The organism is Candidatus Saccharibacteria bacterium oral taxon 488 (genome assembly GCA_013099015.1).
GTDB lineage: Bacteria > Patescibacteriota > Saccharimonadia > Saccharimonadales > Saccharimonadaceae > Nanosynbacter.
This window is the reverse complement of sequence record CP039998.1, coordinates 817,166-834,311: the sequence shown is the minus strand read 5'-3', so window position 1 is coordinate 834,311 and position 17,146 is coordinate 817,166. Positions and strand designations below refer to the sequence as shown.

The window sequence follows — 17,146 nt, the reverse complement described above, 5'->3', positions numbered from 1 at the left end:
CTGCGGGTGAAGAGGCGGTTCCTAATTTAATGGAAATGACACCAAAAGAAAGCTATCTGGAGAGATTATTAGCTCCAGATGACTTCGATAGTTTGGATGAAAGTGGACGCGGGGAATTGGTGATGGCGGGATATTCAGAGCCTATCGATTATCAAGAGTCTATTATTAAAAAAGTACCTGAGCCAGCGGCAGCAGAGACGAAGCCTATAGATTTAACAACTAAGACAGATGAGCCGACTGAGCAAATTGTGCAGCAGGAACGAGAAACCAAAACTTCAACTAACGAGCCGGTCGAAGTTTCGGGCGAGGATGTGGATACTGAAGCAGCAGAAACGCCATTCTTTGGATTAAAAATGGCTCCAGAAACTATCGCTGACGATATTAAAGATGTCGGGGAAGCTCTGTCAGAAAGTACTAGGAACGTGCTCAGCGATATATCTGGCGAGGAACATTTTACCGAGCCAACAGAGGAAAGTCGTCCGTCAATAGAAATAAAGCAGCAGACTTCTGTTATTGTCTCTGATACGGTAGACAAAGAAAATGAGCAGCTGGCATCTGAATCTTCAGATATACTGATGCAAACGAAAACGAGAACTGTGCCGTCATCGCCAGCGGTAAGCGAGGATACTCAAACTGGTGATGAGAATCGCAATTCGCTGAAAAATGAAACAGCTTATCATACGGCTAGCGACGATAAGGACACTGCTAGTGTTGTGGAAAATACATATGACGGCGATGATGCTGCTGCAGTGTCTGACATAAAACCATCATCAATTGAACATCCGAAAGAAAATAACGTTGTTGCGGCAGCGCCAAAACTGTCTGATTCTGAACCGAGACAAACGGCAGCAAGCAGCTTCACGTCAGCTTCTGAACAGCGGTTGGCGGCGCAATTTGATGCAACAGGGATAGATAAGCTGCCGTCAGGATCAATTGATGGTTCTAATGTAAAGCCGCTACAAAATACGCAGCCTCGTGAAGCTAAACTTGGCATGGCGGCAGATTATGATGACTCTATCCAAACTCTTGACGGCGCCAATAATGAACAGCCCGGTAACTTGACGCCGGACGTAGATGATGTGCCGCTATCTCAGGAGCGAACGGTCGCAGCTAGCGTGCCGGCGGAATACGATAAAAACGAGACGTACCAATCGCCAGACAGTTATTCTATTAGTCAATCTGGCAGAACACTGCAAGCTATATTGTCACAGGAGCAGATGCTTGTCGAAAGTAGCGAGAACTCTTTGATTATCGGCGACCGTGCCAACTTTGACAGTAATTTGGTACAGCCGAAGATTGATGATGTAGAAACAGATGTATTCGTAGCGAATGATGTGGTAAATACAACAAATAAAACTGATATGGCGGCATCTGTAGAAATGATAGACATTGCGTCGAATCTACCAGATAAACACACAGCAGTTGATAGAAATGGCGCTCAACTTGCCGTTGATCTGTCGCAGGAATTGGGTGATGAATTAGCGGTTGATACGGATGCGAGCGAGCCGCAAATTCCTGTCTTTAGGCAACTTGATTGCTATGACACCACCGCGGACATCGGTCGCAGTGAAGATAAGATTTGGGCTGAGGAAGAGGTATTTTTTGTGAAGCAGGATTTGCCGGGGGTAGAGCCAGAACTAACTTGGGCTGAAGCGGTGACGGTCGCGCCGATGGAAGCTATTATAGTGCGTGAAGAAGCCGATGATTTGAAACTCTCCTTAGACGACGAGATTGGTATTGATATGGATTCCGTGGAGCAGTTGGACAACTTCAAGACATCATCAGTTCCTGAAATCACCAATGATTATGAGCCAGTAGAGCATATAGCTATTCCTATCTCGCCGGCTATTGAACTAATACGTGATGTTGAGCTGGACGAGCTAGCAGTGGAAATTTCAGAGGAGCGTATCATGCCTCGCGAGGAACATGACAGTATAGCTATGGAAGCATCGGAAAAAAGCGCTTTACCGCGTGCGGATGATGAAGTTGAAACTATAATTACGGATACCAGCGATGTAGAGCCATCTATTGATTTACCTGAAACGCAAGAAGGACTTGCTGCTACTGAAGTATCTGAGGCAGTAGAATCTGAATTGGACGAACAGGATGATTTGGCGGTTACCGGCGCGGTTGACGGTTACGGTTATAATAACGAAACGAGTGCCGTGAGTGACAATGTTTTGGTCGTAAAAAGCCGTCAATCCTCTGGCCTATGGCCAGACGACAGCCGGCTCAATCCAGAAAATAATAAAATCTCAAAGGGTAGCAGCACTAGTATTGCTTCGTGGTTGACAAAATTAGTTGGTACAGTAGCAGTTTATGTGGCCTGCAGCAGGCGGGAAAGTAGACTTAGTCTGTGGTAGATGTCGTAGTATACCAACAAGATTTATATTATAAATATGAACATGAAAGAAATGATAAAAAATATCGTAAGGTGGTTGGTAAAAGTATCGGCAAACATTCCGTATATATTGGCGGTCGCGTTGGGTGTAGTATTATTTTTGACCTCTTTTATGATGGATGACGTTATAGTGCTTAAGAAGCTATCTGATTTACTGTTAGATTTGAGTGCAAGCCTCCTATCGATACCTATAATTCTCTATTCTTATGAGGTGGTAAAAAATAAAATTGATCATTCTCGCAATAAGGATATATCTGAATATGTAAAGATGAATGTAGATCGTGAAATCGTTACTTTATTAAAGAGTCTTGCTCCTCTGATTATGAAGGAAGATGCAAATACGTCTCGAGTATGCGAGCTATTAAAGATTACGAAGAGTAAAGCGATGAAATCCCTTCAGGATTATCATCCGCTGGTTTTTTATCTTGCTACGGACTGGGGGTGTATAGAAGACCGATTTATGGACATGATAGCAAGTGAATTAATCTATGATAATCTGTCTGTTGAAGAGAGAAATATATTTGTGAAAATAGTCAGAGAACTCAGAAACTTAGACTATCTTACCGATCCAAAGTTCTTTAGGGTTGCCGACAAAGAGGACGCTAAGCTATTTACTATTCAAGGCAGAAATATTGATCCAAGTACAAAATTTGAGGAAAGGTTTTTGTTGATGCGAAAAATGAAAATCGAAAACACGGCGATGGTTATTGGATTTAATGACATAAAACACGGTAAATATAAAGTATCACTTACAACTCCTATGATGGGAAGTGCGGCTGTGAATGAGAATATCGTTGAGAGTATACTCAATATACGATCCTACCTAGAGGTTTGGCTTGATAAGCGTGGTAATGAGATATTGTTAGATTCTAGGAATTTTCGTACCAGAAAGACAAAGAATAGAGATAGGCTTGAGAGACTAGAATAGCATGATTGATGTGAAATTTTAAGGTTTTGTGGACATTAGGTTGTTTATATTTTATTCAAAGAACAAAATGATGAACTGTTAGTGATAGTATGATTCTGCGAAATACGCTGTAGTATCGGTATGGATTTGTCTGGAGTGTATGAGAAGATTAAGTGTAAATTGCAATTTTGCTTGTGAGTTATGATATATAAAATCTAAATGGCTATGTCATATTACTATTATATAGTGAATAGGTAACAACGAAGCCATCTAATTTGTTGTGCTAAATGTCGCTGCTCTTTTAGTCTAGTCTGTTACAATAAGTATATGAAAGTCAACTCGCTGCTGTTGATAGCTAAAGAGGCATTTGAAGAGCGTATTGTGAGTTGTTGTGCTTATGACCAGATAATTCAGACGATAAGTTTATGTTACGGACGATCGTGGTGGAAAATCGTGCGTGCTCATCAGGTATGTTATGAGCAACTATTTCTATATATGGTTGGTATAGTGAGGATAATAAAAGCACGGGATATATGATGAAAGTACAGGATCGTCATCCCAACGACCGTCCCCGTGAGAAACTAGCGCGTTACGGTACGGCGCGGCTGAGCGACTTGGAATTGTTGATGGCGATTATTGGTAGCGGCAATAAGCAGGCGGATGTTGGTAAAATTGCGCGCGAGGTGCTGAAAATTTTGCGTCAAAAAGGCGGTGATGTTTCGTACGATGATCTACGCAGCGTGGTTGGCTTGGGCGAAGCGAAAATCCCGGTGATTCTGGCGAGCTTGGAGCTGGCGCGACGGTATTTGCTGGACAGCGACCAGCCAATTATTGACAGCCCAGAAAAGGCCGTCGAGCTACTGGCCGACATTCGCAACAAAAAGCAGGAATACTTTGTCTGCTTGACGCTGGACGGTGCGAATCGCCTGATTGCCAAGCGGGTGGTGACCATCGGCACGCTGACCGCCAGCCTGGTGCACCCGCGCGAGGTCTTCGCCGACGCCATCGCCGACCGCGCCGCCAGCATCATCGTGGCGCATAATCATCCGAGCGGGAGCTTGGAGGCCAGTCAGGCTGATAGAGAAGTAACAAACCGTTTGCGGCAGGCAGGTGAATTGTTGGGGATTAGTTTGGTTGATCATATAATTATCACGAAAGATCATTTTCAAAGCATAATTTGATTTTATTGATATAAAACCTCTATCAAGCATAGTATAATATTCCCATGACATCGGGGGATAATTTTAAAGAACAAGAACGTACTAAGCTTCACAATACTATTTGGAAAATTGCTAACGAATTACGCGGATCGGTCGATGGTTGGGACTTTAAGGCGTATGTGCTAGGTTTCTTATTCTATCGGTTTATATCGGAGAATTTAGCTAATTATATAAATGCCGAAGAGCGCAAAACTGGCGTGGCTGATTTTAATTATGCTGAACTGAGCGATGATCAGGCGGAGTTTGGTCGTGAGGATACGGTAAACGACAAAGGATTTTATATTTTACCAAGCGAACTGTTTGAAAATGTCCGTAAGCGCGCCAAAAATGACGAAAATTTGAACGAGACGCTCAGTAAAATATTCCGTAACATTGAGCAATCAGCTAAAGGTTTTGATAGTGAGGATGATTTTCGCGGGTTGTTTGACGACTTGGACGTCAATAGCAATAAACTTGGTCCGACCGTCACCAGGCGCAATGAGCGATTGGTGAAATTGATGAACGCCATCGGTGAATTAGAGCTTGGTAAGTTTGAGGATAATACGATTGACGCTTTTGGCGACGCATACGAGTATCTGATGACCATGTATGCTGATAATGCTGGTAAATCTGGTGGTGAGTTCTTTACGCCGCAAGAAGTGAGTGAACTTTTGGCAAAAATTACTGTTGTCGGCAAGACATCGGTGAATAAAGTGTATGACCCGGCAGCAGGCTCCGGTTCGCTACTGCTAAAGTTTGCGAAAGTTCTGGGTAAGGATAATGTCAGGCAAGGCTTTTACGGGCAAGAGATTAACATTACTACGTATAATCTTTGCCGTATCAACATGTTCCTGCATGACATTAATTATGAAAAGTTTAATATTGCGCATGGTGATACGCTGAAAGATCCGAAACACTGGGATGACGAGCCGTTTGATGCGATTGTCTCGAATCCGCCATATAGTATCAAATGGGACGGCGACAGTAATCCGACGCTCATCAACGATCCTCGCTTTAGCCCAGCTGGAGTGTTGGCGCCGCGCAGTAAAGCTGATTTGGCATTCACGATGCATATGTTGAGCTGGCTCAGCGAGAGCGGTACGGCAGCGATTGTTGAGTTTCCTGGCGCACTATATCGCGGCGGTGCTGAGGCAAAAATCCGTAAATATTTGGTAGAGAGTAATTATGTTGATGCCGTTATCCAACTGCCACCAGACCTGTTCTTCGGTACGACGATTAGCACTTGTATCCTTGTTTTGAAAAAGAGCCGGGTGACAAATGACGTATTGTTTATCGATGCTAGTGCTGAGTTTGTGCGAAAAGGCAATAAGAATAAGCTGAGCGAGGAAAACAGGCAAAAAATATTGGATAGTTTTACGAATCGGCAAAATATCGACTACTTTGCGAAAGTTGCTGCTTATGAAGATGTCGCCGCCAATGACTATAATCTATCAGTGAGTTCGTATGTTGAGGCAGAAGATACACAAGAAGTGATTAATATTACTGAGCTCAATGCTGACATTGCAAAGATCGTAGCTCGCCAGTCGGAGTTGCGCACAGAGATCGATGCGATAGTTGCGGACCTTGAAAGAGATAATGATGATGCGAGATAACGGCAATGTCATTGTCTACGTTGACGATAACGGTAAACCGCAAGTTGATGTCCGGTTTCAGGACGAGACGGTTTGGCTGACGCAAGCGCAGCTGGTTGATTTGTATCAGTCAAGTAAAGCGAATGTTAGTGAGCATATAAAAAATATTTTTGACGAGGGCGAACTTGATCCTGCAGCAACTGTTCGGAAATTCCGAACAGTTCGAACTGAGGGTGATCGTCAGGTAGAGCGTGAATTAGAATACTATAACCTCGACATGATCATCTCGCTTGGCTACCGCATCAGGTCAAGCATCGCTACGAAGTTTCGCATCTGGGCGACCGATCGTTTGCGGGAATATATCATTAAAAGCCTCAAGTTTTTGAGCGATTTTATAATAGTTCTAGATCGTGTAATCAATATGTTCGTATTGACATTTGTATACACGTTTGTTAGTATAATAAGTGCATCACCCCGTGTTGGATTTTCCTCAGCGGGGCTTTTTGTTATAGCGGAGGGACATAATGTCTAGAAATCTACGTAGTAATCAAAAGAAAGTATTTATAGATGGTGAAAATTTTCGCCAAAGGGTAGTTGAATTGTTATGTAATCAGGATGCTATCGAAGATAAAAACATAAACTTTTCACTAGACGTACGCGGTTTAATCGAGGATGTTTTAGGGATTAACGGCGTTGAAATCAATTACTATGCATCAGAAATTAAGATGCCAAGGGGCTATACTCCATCCACAAGGATTCAAGGGCGGGTGAATAAAATCAAGGAAAATTCACGTCGTTGGGTTGCAATGTTGAAGCAGCAAAATATTAATTATATCAAAGCTGGTAATTTGAAGGTGAAGGAGGGTAAGGAATGCAACCACTGCCACAAACCCCAAGAGATTTTGCAGGAGAAGGGTGTTGATGTCCGTATGGCTTTAGATATGCTCGAAATAGCATATAAAACGAAGAATGTAGATATTGTGTCTGTTAGCTCTGACGCCGACCTCTGTCCAAGCTATGATAAAATTAGGAAACATAAACGTAAAACAACCTATATTTGTTTTTCGGATAGCATCAATCGTGCAGTTGCTGCGGCAACAGATGAGACTATTACCATTACACCACAGAAAGTCATGAGCTATTTTCAGAAAGAATCGGCATGAAAAGTATTCAAATAGAAATAAAAAATGGTTATGGTATTGTTGATTTTAATCATGACTTTGTTTATGAAGATGGCAAGAACGGAAATTATTGTCATTTCTATGGTTTATATGCTCAAAATGGTACTATGAAATCATCATTTGCGAAGACACTCTCTAATTATAGTAAAGAAGAGGCGGTTGCTGATGAGATCTATCAAATACCTGGTAGCTGTGTTGTTTCGGGAATAAAAAGAGAAAACATACTTTCATATCCGAGTTACGATGGACGGGTGTATCTGTCTGAAAGCGCTACGCATCTTGTCGCCAATCAGGAAGCTAAGGATGTTTATGCTAAGGCTTCGAAAGATGTTATTGAAGCGTTTGGTAAACTAAAATCCAAAATCTCAGAGGTAACAAAAACGAAAGGCGACGATAGTGAAGCCATCATTGAAGACTATTACCGTAGATTTGTTAGTAAAGAGCAGGTGAATAGTGTTACGTTACCTGCGGTCATTACACTATTAAGGGCAAATATTCCTGAAATCAAGCAAGGTAAAATACAGTTTTGTGACATACCCTTAAATGTATTTAACAGCGATAATTTTAGGAAATTTATAACCAAGGAAAAATATCGCGGGACTTTTGGTAGATTGGTAAAAGCTTACGATGAAATGCGCTCCTCTCCTACGTATTTTAGGGAAGGGTTTGATTCAAGTAGTGCTAGTAAATTAATAAAAGCGCTTGAAAAATCAAAGTATTTTAATGCAAAACATGAAGTTGTATTAAGAGACAATGAAGATAGAGCGACAAAGAATATAAACAGTAAAGAAGAGTTAGAAAATTATCTCAAAACAGATCTTGATCGGATCATTGAAAAATATCCCAATCTTAGAGATGCGCTCAACCAACTTATAGCAGATTTTTCAGTTGGCACAAACGGCGAAGCCCGACGAATTATTGAGGATAAATCACGCAGAGACATATTGCTATTTATGGGTGATGAGGATCGATTTTACAAAAATATGTGGTTTGGTTATTTAAGCGGGTGTATTGAAGAGATTGAGAATCTACTGAAAGTTCATGATGATTCTAAATCAAAGATTGAAGAGGCCTTGGAAAAGGCAGATAAAGCTGATACAGAGTGGAAGGATGTCATTGATATTTTTAATGATCGGTTTAGTTCACTACCGTATAGGATAAATATTGCAAATAAAAAGGATACGATAGTAGAGGACTTGGTGCCGCCAATCTTTGAGTTTAAGTTTAGAAATCCACGCAATCCTAATATGCCATACAGGGAGCGTCCAGATAACTCAGGTCAATTAAGTATGCTTGGCAGGGTTTTAAGTAATGGCGAGCGTAAGGCACTTTATTTGTTAAATATAATTTTTGATGTAAAAAAGAAGCTCAAGGACGGTGTAGATACTCTGCTAGTTCTGGATGACGTCGTAGAATCTTTTGACTACAGAAACAAATATGCATTTTTTGAATATCTACAGGAACTGGCATCTCAAAACAGTCACTTATATATTATTTCACTAACTCATAATTTTGATTTTTTCAGGCTTGTGTATGAAAAGTTATATCCGAAAAACGAGGAGCAGTTTAGAATAGTTATTTCAGATGAGAATAATAACCTTAGTGCTGAAGAAATGTTTGATCCTCGTGTATTTGGAAATTATAAAAAAGATGCCGCCACATACAAGTCTGCCTGGGTGACAATGATACCATTTGCTAGAAATATTGTTGAGTTTCAGTATGACAAAACTCACGACGACTATAAAGAATTGACCAAGGCTCTTCATACCATTAGTAGTGATGTGACCGTAGGAGATATTCAGCAATGCCTACAGCTCATAATATCAGTTACTGGCACGCCATTCGATGAGTCTTTAAATATCCATGAGTCTATTATTCTGCATGCTAAAGAAGTAGCAGCTGACACATCCGATGGTTTTAGTCTAAAAGATAATCTAGTGCTGGCTATTGGTACGCGCTTGTGCATAGAGCGATATATTATCAGTAAGATATCAGAAGAAGATTACAGGAATGCTGTAAGCAAAGAGCGTGATCTAACTCGTAAGCTACTGATACTTTATAGTAACAACTGCTCGGATCCAAATAAGCAAACTTTATCAAAAATATTTAATAAAGCTGCGGTCATTGTTGATGGTACTATACATATTAACTCATTTATGTACGAACCTTTGGTTGATGTCGGCACGTGGGAGATGAAAAAGATGTTTAATGACATATATCACAGAACTAATCCCCTAGGAGAGTTATGAGCAAAATTGACGATTTGATTAAAGAGTTGTGCCCAGAAGGGGTAAGGTTTCAAGAATTGGGCAAGGTTGCTAAGTTCTGTAGAGGTAAGTCGCTTTCTAAGGCGGCAATTGGTACTGGCAATGCGCCAATTATTCTATATGGTGAAGCTATACACTACATATGGCAACTATATTGTTGACGTCGTTTCTCGTGCTGACTACAAAACTGCTATTAAAGGTACAGAGGTCGTCCGAGGCGATATTATTATGCCGATAACCAGCACCACTAAAGAAGCACAAATTGGCAAGGCTTCTGCGATATTGATGGACGAGAGTATATATTTAGGCGGTGATGCTATTGCTCTAAAGCACGACCAGGAGCCCGGCTATTTAGTACATTTGCTGAATAGTCAATGGTTTGAGCCTCTGAAAATGCGTGAACGCACTGGAACAACGGTATCTCATCTCTCGCCGAAAGGTATTGCAAAGATAAAAATCCCTGTTCCGCCTCTTGAGGTTCAAAAAGAGATTGTGCGGGTGCTAGACTCGTTTACAGAGCTAGAAGCGAGAAATAAGCAGTATGAATACTATCGCAATAACCTCATGACTTTCGATGAAAACACCAGTGGGGTACAGTGGAAAACACTGGAGTCGGTTTGTGAGTCTGTATCTGCAGGGGGGGATTTGCCAAATAATTATATGAAGGGAAATGCTCAGCCTACAAAAGAATTTCCATACCCAATATATTCAAATGGAACAGAACAGAATGCCTTATATGGATATTCAGACTCGTATAAAATTGATAAAAAGGCTGTTACAATTTCAGCCCGGGGTACTATTGGTTATCATGCGGTTCGCGGTGAGAAATTCACGCCAATTGTACGGTTGATTACTCTAATACCAAACACAAAGATAATTACTATAAAATTTTTAAACTATGCTCTTGATATTACTGAAATTGGTCACAGCGGGGGAAGTATCCCTCAGCTAACAGTGCCGAATGTTAAAAAAATAAATATTCCTGTACCGACGCTTGCGGTGCAGGAAAGGATTGTTTCGATCCTAGATAAATTTGAAAAACTCACCAACGATATTTCCATCGGTTTGCCAGCGGAGATTGAAGCCCGCCGTAAGCAATATGAATATTACCGCAATAAATTATTAACATTCAAAGGGTTGGAGTGCTCAAAATGAAGTATGATGTAATTGCTGAAAATAGCGACAGTACCGTCGTCAGCGACTATGTCTCGCCATACCAGCGGGCGACGAGTTATCAGAGCGAGGCGGAATTAGAGCGAGAGTTAATCAGGCAATTGCAAGCGCAGGCGTATGAATATTTGCCGATCAAGAGTGAGACTGACTTGACAGAGAATCTGCGCACGCAGTTGGAAAAACTGAATGATTACACGTTTACCGATGCTGAGTGGAAGCGGTTCTTCGCGGAGCGGATCGCCAATGGTAATGAGAATATTGCTGACAAGACCTTCAAAATTCAGGAAGATAGTACACAATTGCTACAACGTGATAACGGCGAGGTGATTAATATCCGCTTGTTGGACAAGACGAATATCCACAAGAATTGCCTGCAGGTAATCAATCAATACGAGGTGTCGGGTGTACGAGATAACCGCTATGATGTGACACTGTTGGTGAATGGTTTGCCGCTGGTGCATATTGAGCTAAAAAGGCGCGGCGTGCCCCTAAAGGAAGCTTTCAATCAGATCAATCGCTACCAGCGGGATAGTTTTTGGGCGGGTAGCGGGCTGTTTGAATATATCCAGTTGTTTGTGATTAGTAACGGCACTCATACGAAATATTACAGCAATACGACGCGCTGGCAGCATATCAATGAGGCGGGTAAATCGGATTCGCATCGCAGTAAAAAGACCAGTAATAGCTTTGAATTTACCAGCTGGTGGGCGGATGCTAATAATCGCCCGATTACCGATTTGATAGATTTTACAGCAACTTTTTTATCTAAACATACGCTACTTAATGTGCTGACGAAGTACTGTGTATTTACCAGTGATAAATTATTGCTGGTGATGCGCCCATATCAGATCGTGGCGACCGAGCGTATTCTGAATCGCATCCAGATTGCTACAAATTACAAAAAGCTCGGTACGATTGAGGCTGGCGGTTATGTGTGGCATACCACAGGCAGTGGTAAGACGTTGACTAGTTTTAAGACGGCTCAGCTGGCAAGCAGGCTCGACTATATCGATAAAGTGCTTTTCGTGGTTGACCGTAAAGACCTCGATTACCAGACGATGAAAGAGTATGACAAGTTCCAGGAAGGGGCGGCGAATAGCAATACCAGTACGCGGGTTCTGACGAGGCAATTGGGTGATCCGAATGCTAAGATTATTATTACTACTATTCAAAAACTCGACACATTCATCAAGCACAATCAAGGACACAAGGCTTTTGATGATCACATGGTTATCATCTTTGACGAGTGTCACCGTTCGCAATTTGGCGATATGCATCATGCCATCACCAAAAGTTTTCGTAATTATCATTTGTTTGGTTTTACCGGTACGCCGATATTTGCTGATAATGCGTCCAGCGGCGGGCGAGTTGATCTACGAACCACCGAGCAAGCGTTTGGCGATAAACTGCATACCTATACCATAGTCGATGCGATTACTGATAAGAATGTGTTGCCGTTTCGGATTGACTATATTCGGACAATTCGCGAGGCAGACGAGGTTGATGATCAACAGAAAGTGCGAGATATTGATCGTGAGCGGGCATTGAACGCTCCGGAGCGTATTCGTAATGTCGTGCAATATATCCGTGACCACTTTGATCAAAAAACCATGCGCAATGCCAAATATTACGCATTTACACGGCTGATGAATGTACATGAAGTTGCGTCGGCGCAAAATAGAGTGGCAGTTGAAGAGGCAAAAGATAAAATTCGGCTGAGCGGATTTAACTCAATTTTTGCGGTGAGCTCAATCGAGACAGCAAAACTTTATTATAATGAGTTTAAGCGCCAGCAAGCTGAGCTTCCTGAAGTTAAACGCCTGAAAATCGCTACGATTTATAGCTACGGAGCGAATGATCCTGATCTGGAAATGGACGGTATGGATGATGAAAATTCGGAAAATACCGATGGATTGGACGTCTCGTCACGTGATTTTCTGGAGGGTGTAATTCGTGATTATAATGCAACGTTTGGTACGAATTATGATACCAGTGCCGAGCGATTTCAGAATTATTATAAGGATGTGAGCCTGCGGATGAAGAATCGAGAGATTGATTTATTGATCGTAGTGAATATGTTTTTGACGGGTTTTGATGCCACGACGTTGAATACGCTGTGGGTTGATAAAAACTTGCGGATGCACGGGCTGATTCAAGCTTATTCGCGGACGAATCGTATCCTTAACTCAATTAAAACCTATGGAAATATTGTAACGTTTCGCAATTTGGAGAAGGCGACTAATGAAGCTTTAGCACTTTTCGGCGACAAAGATGCGAAAGGCATTGTGCTATTGCGTCCTTTCCGAGATTATTATGAAGGCTATGAAGACGCTGGAAAGAAAATGTCGGGCTATGTTGATTTGATTACTGAGCTAAAAAATAAATTTCCAGTGGGTGAGATAATTGCCAGCGAGCAGGAGCAGAAAGAATTCGTAAAGCTGTATGGTGCAATTCTGAGAGTAAAAAATATTTTGTCGAGCTTTGATGAGTTTATTGGAAAAGAAATTTTGAGCCAGCGAGATGTGCAAGATTATCATAGTATGTACATCGACCTCTACAACGAGCTGCGGCCGAAATCGGATGAGAGTAAGGAGAATATCAATGATGATTTGGTATTTGAGATGGAACTCATTAAACAAGTTGAGATAAATATAGATTATATCCTGGAGCTGATTCGGCAGTATCATGATAGTCATTTGAATAATAAAGAGATTTTAGTCGATATTGATAAAGCGGTTAACTCATCTATGGAATTGCGTAATAAGAAGGATTTGATAGAGCAGTTTATTGCGTCGCTCACGGTTGATAGTTCGGTCGATGGCGACTGGCAGGAGTTTGTGAAATCAAGGAAAATCAAAGAACTAGACCAGATCATTGATGATGAAAAATTAGATAAAAAAGCGACGTATACGTTTGTTGAAAATGCTTTTCGCGACGGATATATACAATCAACTGGCACAGGGCTGTCAGGGATACTGCCGCCAATATCGCGATTTTCGGCTGATGGAGAGCGCAGTAAAAAACGCGAAACGGTATTGGAAAAACTGAGGAATTTCTTTGATCGCTTCTTTGATATTTCGAGCGGGAAGCTGTAGGCTCTGATAAATTATAAAATGAGAGCCAGTTACAAGCCTGGCTCTCATTTTATTTTAGTGCTTCTCAGAATAGCCGGGCTGATTTTTTGAGATGTACGAATTGAGACCGTGCCCTTGTTGTGCTAGACTCTTCATCGTCTCAACAGCGTCAGCTCCTGCGCTCTCATAAGTGTAGGTGTATACAGTGTATTTTCCAGATTTGAACTGTACTGTAATACTCTCTTCTTCTATGCTGTAAGCAACTACATTTGAATTACCATTAATATTCTTATACGGTTTCATAAATGAATCTCCCTAATTATTTTAACTAACTTGCGCCGCCATTACCCGCCATATTGCGACTGGTTGATTTTATATTTGTGACTACTCGCAGGTAACACAAATTGACCACGTTATGAATCGATAACACAAGTCGACCCACCCTCCATAAAAGTGTTCACTATTGAGAATAGAGCACAGCTCTATATTTGTCAAGTTCACCCGAAAAATTATTGATATTTATGTAGTGGGTGTTGTATAATAAAACACATGCACCACATCCAAAAGAAATTATTAGAACTAGCAAAGACCAATAACTTGGCAGAATGTACATTGCGTAGAACAGCTGAACTCATTGGCGATCCAGATATGAGTCCTGGTCAGATTCAGCATCATCTATTGCAGCTTGAAAAACGAAACCTACTTTTTATAAACAGAAAGAATAAAACCCAACGGCTGGAATCACCAGTGGAGGACGATAGGTTTGTTTTAGTGCCAATTGTTGGCTCGGCAAGTTGTGGTCCGGCACTCAATTATGCCGAGGAATGCTATGAGGGGTTTCTAAGGATTTCTAAACAGCTATTGGGCAAGCAGACCGCACAGCTTAAAAACAGGTATATGGCAGTGAAAGCTGATGGTGAATCCATGAATAATGCTCGTATCGGCAAGTCAAAACAACCGATAAACAGCGGTGATTTTATTCTCGTAGATGTTACGCAAAAGTGTGCCGATGATGGGGATTATGTTTTGTCTATTATTGGCGGTATGGCTAACATAAAGCGTCTTAAAAAACATGAGGAATATATATCGTTAGAATCTGAATCTCTTACTCCCGAGAGGTTTCCGCCTATTATTGTCGATCAGTCAGAGAATTGTATGATTAATGGCAAGGTGATTGCTGTCTATAAAAATACAAGTGATTAAAGCGAGCCTGCTTGTCGTTGCAGGGGTAATTAATAGAAAGGATTGTAAATATGCGTCAAATAAAATGTCCGAATTGCGGTCAAGTATTTGAAATAGACCAAGCGAGTTACGCCGATATTGTTAAGCAGGTTCGCGATCAAGAATTTACGCGTGAGATTGCTGAGCGCGAGAATTTATTGCTTACAGATAAAGAAAACGCCGTACAATTAGCAGAGCAAAAGACTCGCAGCGAGCTCCAAAAGCTACTGTCTGAGAAAGAGGCCGAACTAGCAAGCTTGCAAGCAGAGAAGAAAGCAGAAGCTGCTCGAATTAACTCTGAGAAACAATCAGAAATATCATCGCTGAAGTCTGAACTAGAGAAAGCACAAGGCGATAAAGAGCTAGCTTTAGAGCGGTTACGCTCAGAAGCTGATAAAGAGTTAGCGCAAACTAAGTCGCAGAGCGATCAAATAATTGCGGACTTAAACGCAAAAATCAAGGCTTTTGAGACCGAGAAAGATTTGGAGGTTAACCGGGCGGTTAGCGCTGTTGAGCGTGAGCGCGATAATTTCAAGCTGCAGCTAGCCGCTAAAGAGAATGAGCGCCAGCTCGTTGAGTCAAATTTGAAAGACAAATACACGGCAGAGCTAAAATCGAAGGATGAACAAATTGCTTATTACAAAGATTTTAAGGCTCGTTTGTCGACCAAAATGTTGGGTGAGACGCTTGAACAGCATTGTGAGACTGAATTTAATAAACTGCGCGCTACAGCCTTTCCGCACGCATATTTTGAGAAAGACAACGACTCTCGTACTGGCAGTAAGGGAGACTATATTTTTCGAGAAAATGATGAATCCGGCAATGAGATTATATCCATCATGTTTGAGATGAAAAACGAAAATGACCAGACTGCCACTAAAAAGCATAATGCAGACTTCCTCAAAGAGCTGGATAAAGATCGTCGCGAGAAGAACTGTGAATATGCAATCTTAGTGTCATTACTTGAGGCGAATAGCGAATTATATAATGTTGGTATCGTTGACGTGTCGCACCGTTATCCAAAAATGTTCGTGATTCGACCGCAATTTTTTATACAGATAATTATGCTGCTGCGCAATGCAGCGCTTAATGCTCTGAAATATAAATCAGAGTTGGCATTGGTGCGTGCACAAAATCTGGATATTACGCATTTTGAAGAGGATATGGAGAAATTTAAGGCTGGTTTCGCGCGCAACTATGACTTGGCAAGCCGTAAGTTTACTGATGCTATTGAAGGAATAGATAAGACCATTAAGCAACTAGAGAAAACTAAGCAGGCGCTTTTATCGTCTGAAAATAATCTTCGTTTAGCTAATGATAAGGCTCAAGAATTAACGATTAAAAAACTTACCCGTAATAATCCAACGATGGCGGCAAAATTTGAGGAGGCGAGAAAAAAAGAGGAGAACTAATGGATACGACCGCACAGGTATATCAGTCAGGCGAGCCTCATACAAAATCGCTCTGCGCCCGCTGTTCCGGTTGCCTAAGTGCTTACAAGTGGTTTCCCGAGCGGCGGATTGAGGAGTGGCGCGATTATATCGCTCGGGCGGTGTATGGTGCTCCGATTACGCATGACAAAAACAGTAATCAATATGCAATTATCAGTAACATTGCGTATAATTTGCAATATCTGGATTATTTGAATCAGAATATTAAGGAGCAGTTTTTATCCCGCGTCTTGCTGGCACAGACTTTTAAGACGTTTGCGATTACGGCGACGCAGGTGGTTGAAGGTTTGCTATATCTGAAGATTATGAACAGTCCGTACGCGCTGCCGCCGTATGAAAAGATAAGTTTGACTGGCATGATTGAACTGGCGTGGCAGAAAAAACTGGTTATCACCGATAAAGATATGTATATCAACATGAATTGCCTGAAGAAGCGGCGCAATAAAATTCATCTGCATGCCGCGCTTGATATTTCTGATGCCGATTATGCCATGTTCGGGCGGCTGGGTTATTTGAACGATACCAAGATTATTGTCCGCCGGTTTTTGCAAAGGTTTTTTGAAATTGATGAAGCGACGCGCCGAGAGATTTTTCATTTTTGGAGGATACGCCAGACACCAACCATACGGTCGATAAATACAATCACGATTATCAAGACACTTTCCCGAGCGGCGTAAAAA

General features: G+C 41.6%; 13 protein-coding genes and 1 pseudogene. 12 read left to right on the top strand and 2 right to left on the bottom strand.

Annotation, left to right across the window (positions count from 1 at the left end; translation table 11 throughout):
• Positions 1-151: 151 nt before the first annotated feature.
• A pseudogene (locus tag FBF29_04420) lies at positions 152-361 on the bottom strand (type I restriction-modification system subunit M).
• 214 nt (positions 362-575) lie between these two features.
• On the opposite strand from FBF29_04420, the gene FBF29_04415 reads away from it, so the two are divergent.
• From FBF29_04415 to FBF29_04375, 9 genes are all read left to right on the top strand, one after another.
• Entirely contained in the window at positions 576-2,363 is a 1,788-nt protein-coding gene (locus FBF29_04415) for a hypothetical protein (protein ID QJU07902.1), read from the top strand.
• 36 nt (positions 2,364-2,399) lie between these two features.
• Positions 2,400-3,329, top strand: a complete 930-nt coding sequence (locus FBF29_04410) for a hypothetical protein (protein ID QJU07901.1) — start codon at positions 2,400-2,402, stop codon at positions 3,327-3,329.
• A gap of 515 nt (positions 3,330-3,844) precedes the next feature.
• Positions 3,845-4,489 carry a DNA repair protein RadC gene (gene radC / locus FBF29_04405; protein QJU07969.1) on the top strand — a complete coding sequence of 215 codons (645 nt, stop codon included), beginning with the start codon at positions 3,845-3,847 and terminating at the stop codon, positions 4,487-4,489.
• A 44-nt stretch (positions 4,490-4,533) separates the two neighbouring features.
• Positions 4,534-6,120, top strand: coding sequence for a type I restriction-modification system subunit M (locus FBF29_04400; protein QJU07900.1), 1,587 nt, complete (start codon positions 4,534-4,536; stop codon positions 6,118-6,120).
• Positions 6,110-6,631 carry a cell filamentation protein Fic gene (locus FBF29_04395; GenBank protein ID QJU07968.1) on the top strand — a complete coding sequence of 174 codons (522 nt, stop codon included), beginning with the start codon at positions 6,110-6,112 and terminating at the stop codon, positions 6,629-6,631. Before FBF29_04400 ends, FBF29_04395 begins: the two co-directional genes overlap by 11 nt.
• A complete protein-coding gene (locus tag FBF29_04390; GenBank protein QJU07899.1) occupies positions 6,624-7,262 on the top strand; it encodes an NYN domain-containing protein in 639 nt (212 codons plus the stop codon). Before FBF29_04395 ends, FBF29_04390 begins: the two co-directional genes overlap by 8 nt.
• A complete protein-coding gene (locus FBF29_04385) occupies positions 7,259-9,529 on the top strand; it encodes a hypothetical protein (protein QJU07898.1) in 2,271 nt (756 codons plus the stop codon). Before FBF29_04390 ends, FBF29_04385 begins: the two co-directional genes overlap by 4 nt.
• A gap of 120 nt (positions 9,530-9,649) precedes the next feature.
• Positions 9,650-10,702 (top strand): restriction endonuclease subunit S, encoded by a 1,053-nt coding sequence (locus FBF29_04380; GenBank protein QJU07897.1) that lies wholly within the window; start codon positions 9,650-9,652, stop codon positions 10,700-10,702.
• On the top strand, positions 10,699-13,815 hold the full coding sequence (locus FBF29_04375) for a type I restriction endonuclease subunit R (GenBank protein ID QJU07896.1): 3,117 nt from the start codon (positions 10,699-10,701) through the stop codon (positions 13,813-13,815). The genes FBF29_04380 and FBF29_04375 overlap by 4 nt, the downstream gene beginning before the upstream one ends.
• Before the next feature lie 54 nt (positions 13,816-13,869).
• Here FBF29_04375 and FBF29_04370 read toward each other — a convergent pair whose 3' ends face one another.
• The gene (locus FBF29_04370) at positions 13,870-14,097 is read right to left on the bottom strand and encodes a hypothetical protein (protein ID QJU07895.1); all 228 of its coding nucleotides are present in this window, start codon (positions 14,095-14,097) and stop codon (positions 13,870-13,872) included.
• A gap of 246 nt (positions 14,098-14,343) precedes the next feature.
• Between FBF29_04370 and FBF29_04365 the strand changes: the two genes are divergently transcribed.
• From FBF29_04365 to FBF29_04355, 3 genes are read left to right on the top strand one after another with little or no spacing between them, the layout of a single operon-like run.
• The gene (locus tag FBF29_04365) at positions 14,344-14,997 is read left to right on the top strand and encodes a hypothetical protein (protein QJU07894.1); all 654 of its coding nucleotides are present in this window, start codon (positions 14,344-14,346) and stop codon (positions 14,995-14,997) included.
• 50 nt (positions 14,998-15,047) lie between these two features.
• The gene (locus FBF29_04360; protein QJU07893.1) at positions 15,048-16,427 is read left to right on the top strand and encodes a DUF2130 domain-containing protein; all 1,380 of its coding nucleotides are present in this window, start codon (positions 15,048-15,050) and stop codon (positions 16,425-16,427) included.
• Positions 16,427-17,143 carry a hypothetical protein gene (locus tag FBF29_04355; protein ID QJU07892.1) on the top strand — a complete coding sequence of 239 codons (717 nt, stop codon included), beginning with the start codon at positions 16,427-16,429 and terminating at the stop codon, positions 17,141-17,143. The genes FBF29_04360 and FBF29_04355 overlap by 1 nt, the downstream gene beginning before the upstream one ends.
• Positions 17,144-17,146: the final 3 nt, after the last annotated feature.

Excerpts from the sequence above, each read along its gene's own strand:
- FBF29_04355 (QJU07892.1), top strand. The coding sequence starts at position 16,427 with ATGGATACGACCGCACAGGTATATCAGTCAGGCGAGCCTCATACAAAA.
- FBF29_04360 (QJU07893.1), top strand. The coding sequence starts at position 15,048 with ATGCGTCAAATAAAATGTCCGAATTGCGGTCAAGTATTTGAAATAGAC.
- FBF29_04415 (QJU07902.1), top strand. The coding sequence starts at position 576 with ATGCAAACGAAAACGAGAACTGTGCCGTCATCGCCAGCGGTAAGCGAG.
- FBF29_04370 (QJU07895.1), bottom strand. The coding sequence starts at position 14,097 with ATGAAACCGTATAAGAATATTAATGGTAATTCAAATGTAGTTGCTTAC.
- FBF29_04375 (QJU07896.1), top strand. The coding sequence starts at position 10,699 with ATGAAGTATGATGTAATTGCTGAAAATAGCGACAGTACCGTCGTCAGC.
- FBF29_04385 (QJU07898.1), top strand. The coding sequence starts at position 7,259 with ATGAAAAGTATTCAAATAGAAATAAAAAATGGTTATGGTATTGTTGAT.
- FBF29_04400 (QJU07900.1), top strand. The coding sequence starts at position 4,534 with ATGACATCGGGGGATAATTTTAAAGAACAAGAACGTACTAAGCTTCAC.
- FBF29_04410 (QJU07901.1), top strand. The coding sequence starts at position 2,400 with ATGAACATGAAAGAAATGATAAAAAATATCGTAAGGTGGTTGGTAAAA.
- FBF29_04390 (QJU07899.1), top strand. The coding sequence starts at position 6,624 with ATGTCTAGAAATCTACGTAGTAATCAAAAGAAAGTATTTATAGATGGT.
- FBF29_04395 (QJU07968.1), top strand. The coding sequence starts at position 6,110 with ATGCGAGATAACGGCAATGTCATTGTCTACGTTGACGATAACGGTAAA.
- FBF29_04365 (QJU07894.1), top strand. The coding sequence starts at position 14,344 with ATGCACCACATCCAAAAGAAATTATTAGAACTAGCAAAGACCAATAAC.
- radC (QJU07969.1), top strand. The coding sequence starts at position 3,845 with ATGAAAGTACAGGATCGTCATCCCAACGACCGTCCCCGTGAGAAACTA.
- FBF29_04380 (QJU07897.1), top strand. The coding sequence starts at position 9,650 with ATGCGCCAATTATTCTATATGGTGAAGCTATACACTACATATGGCAAC.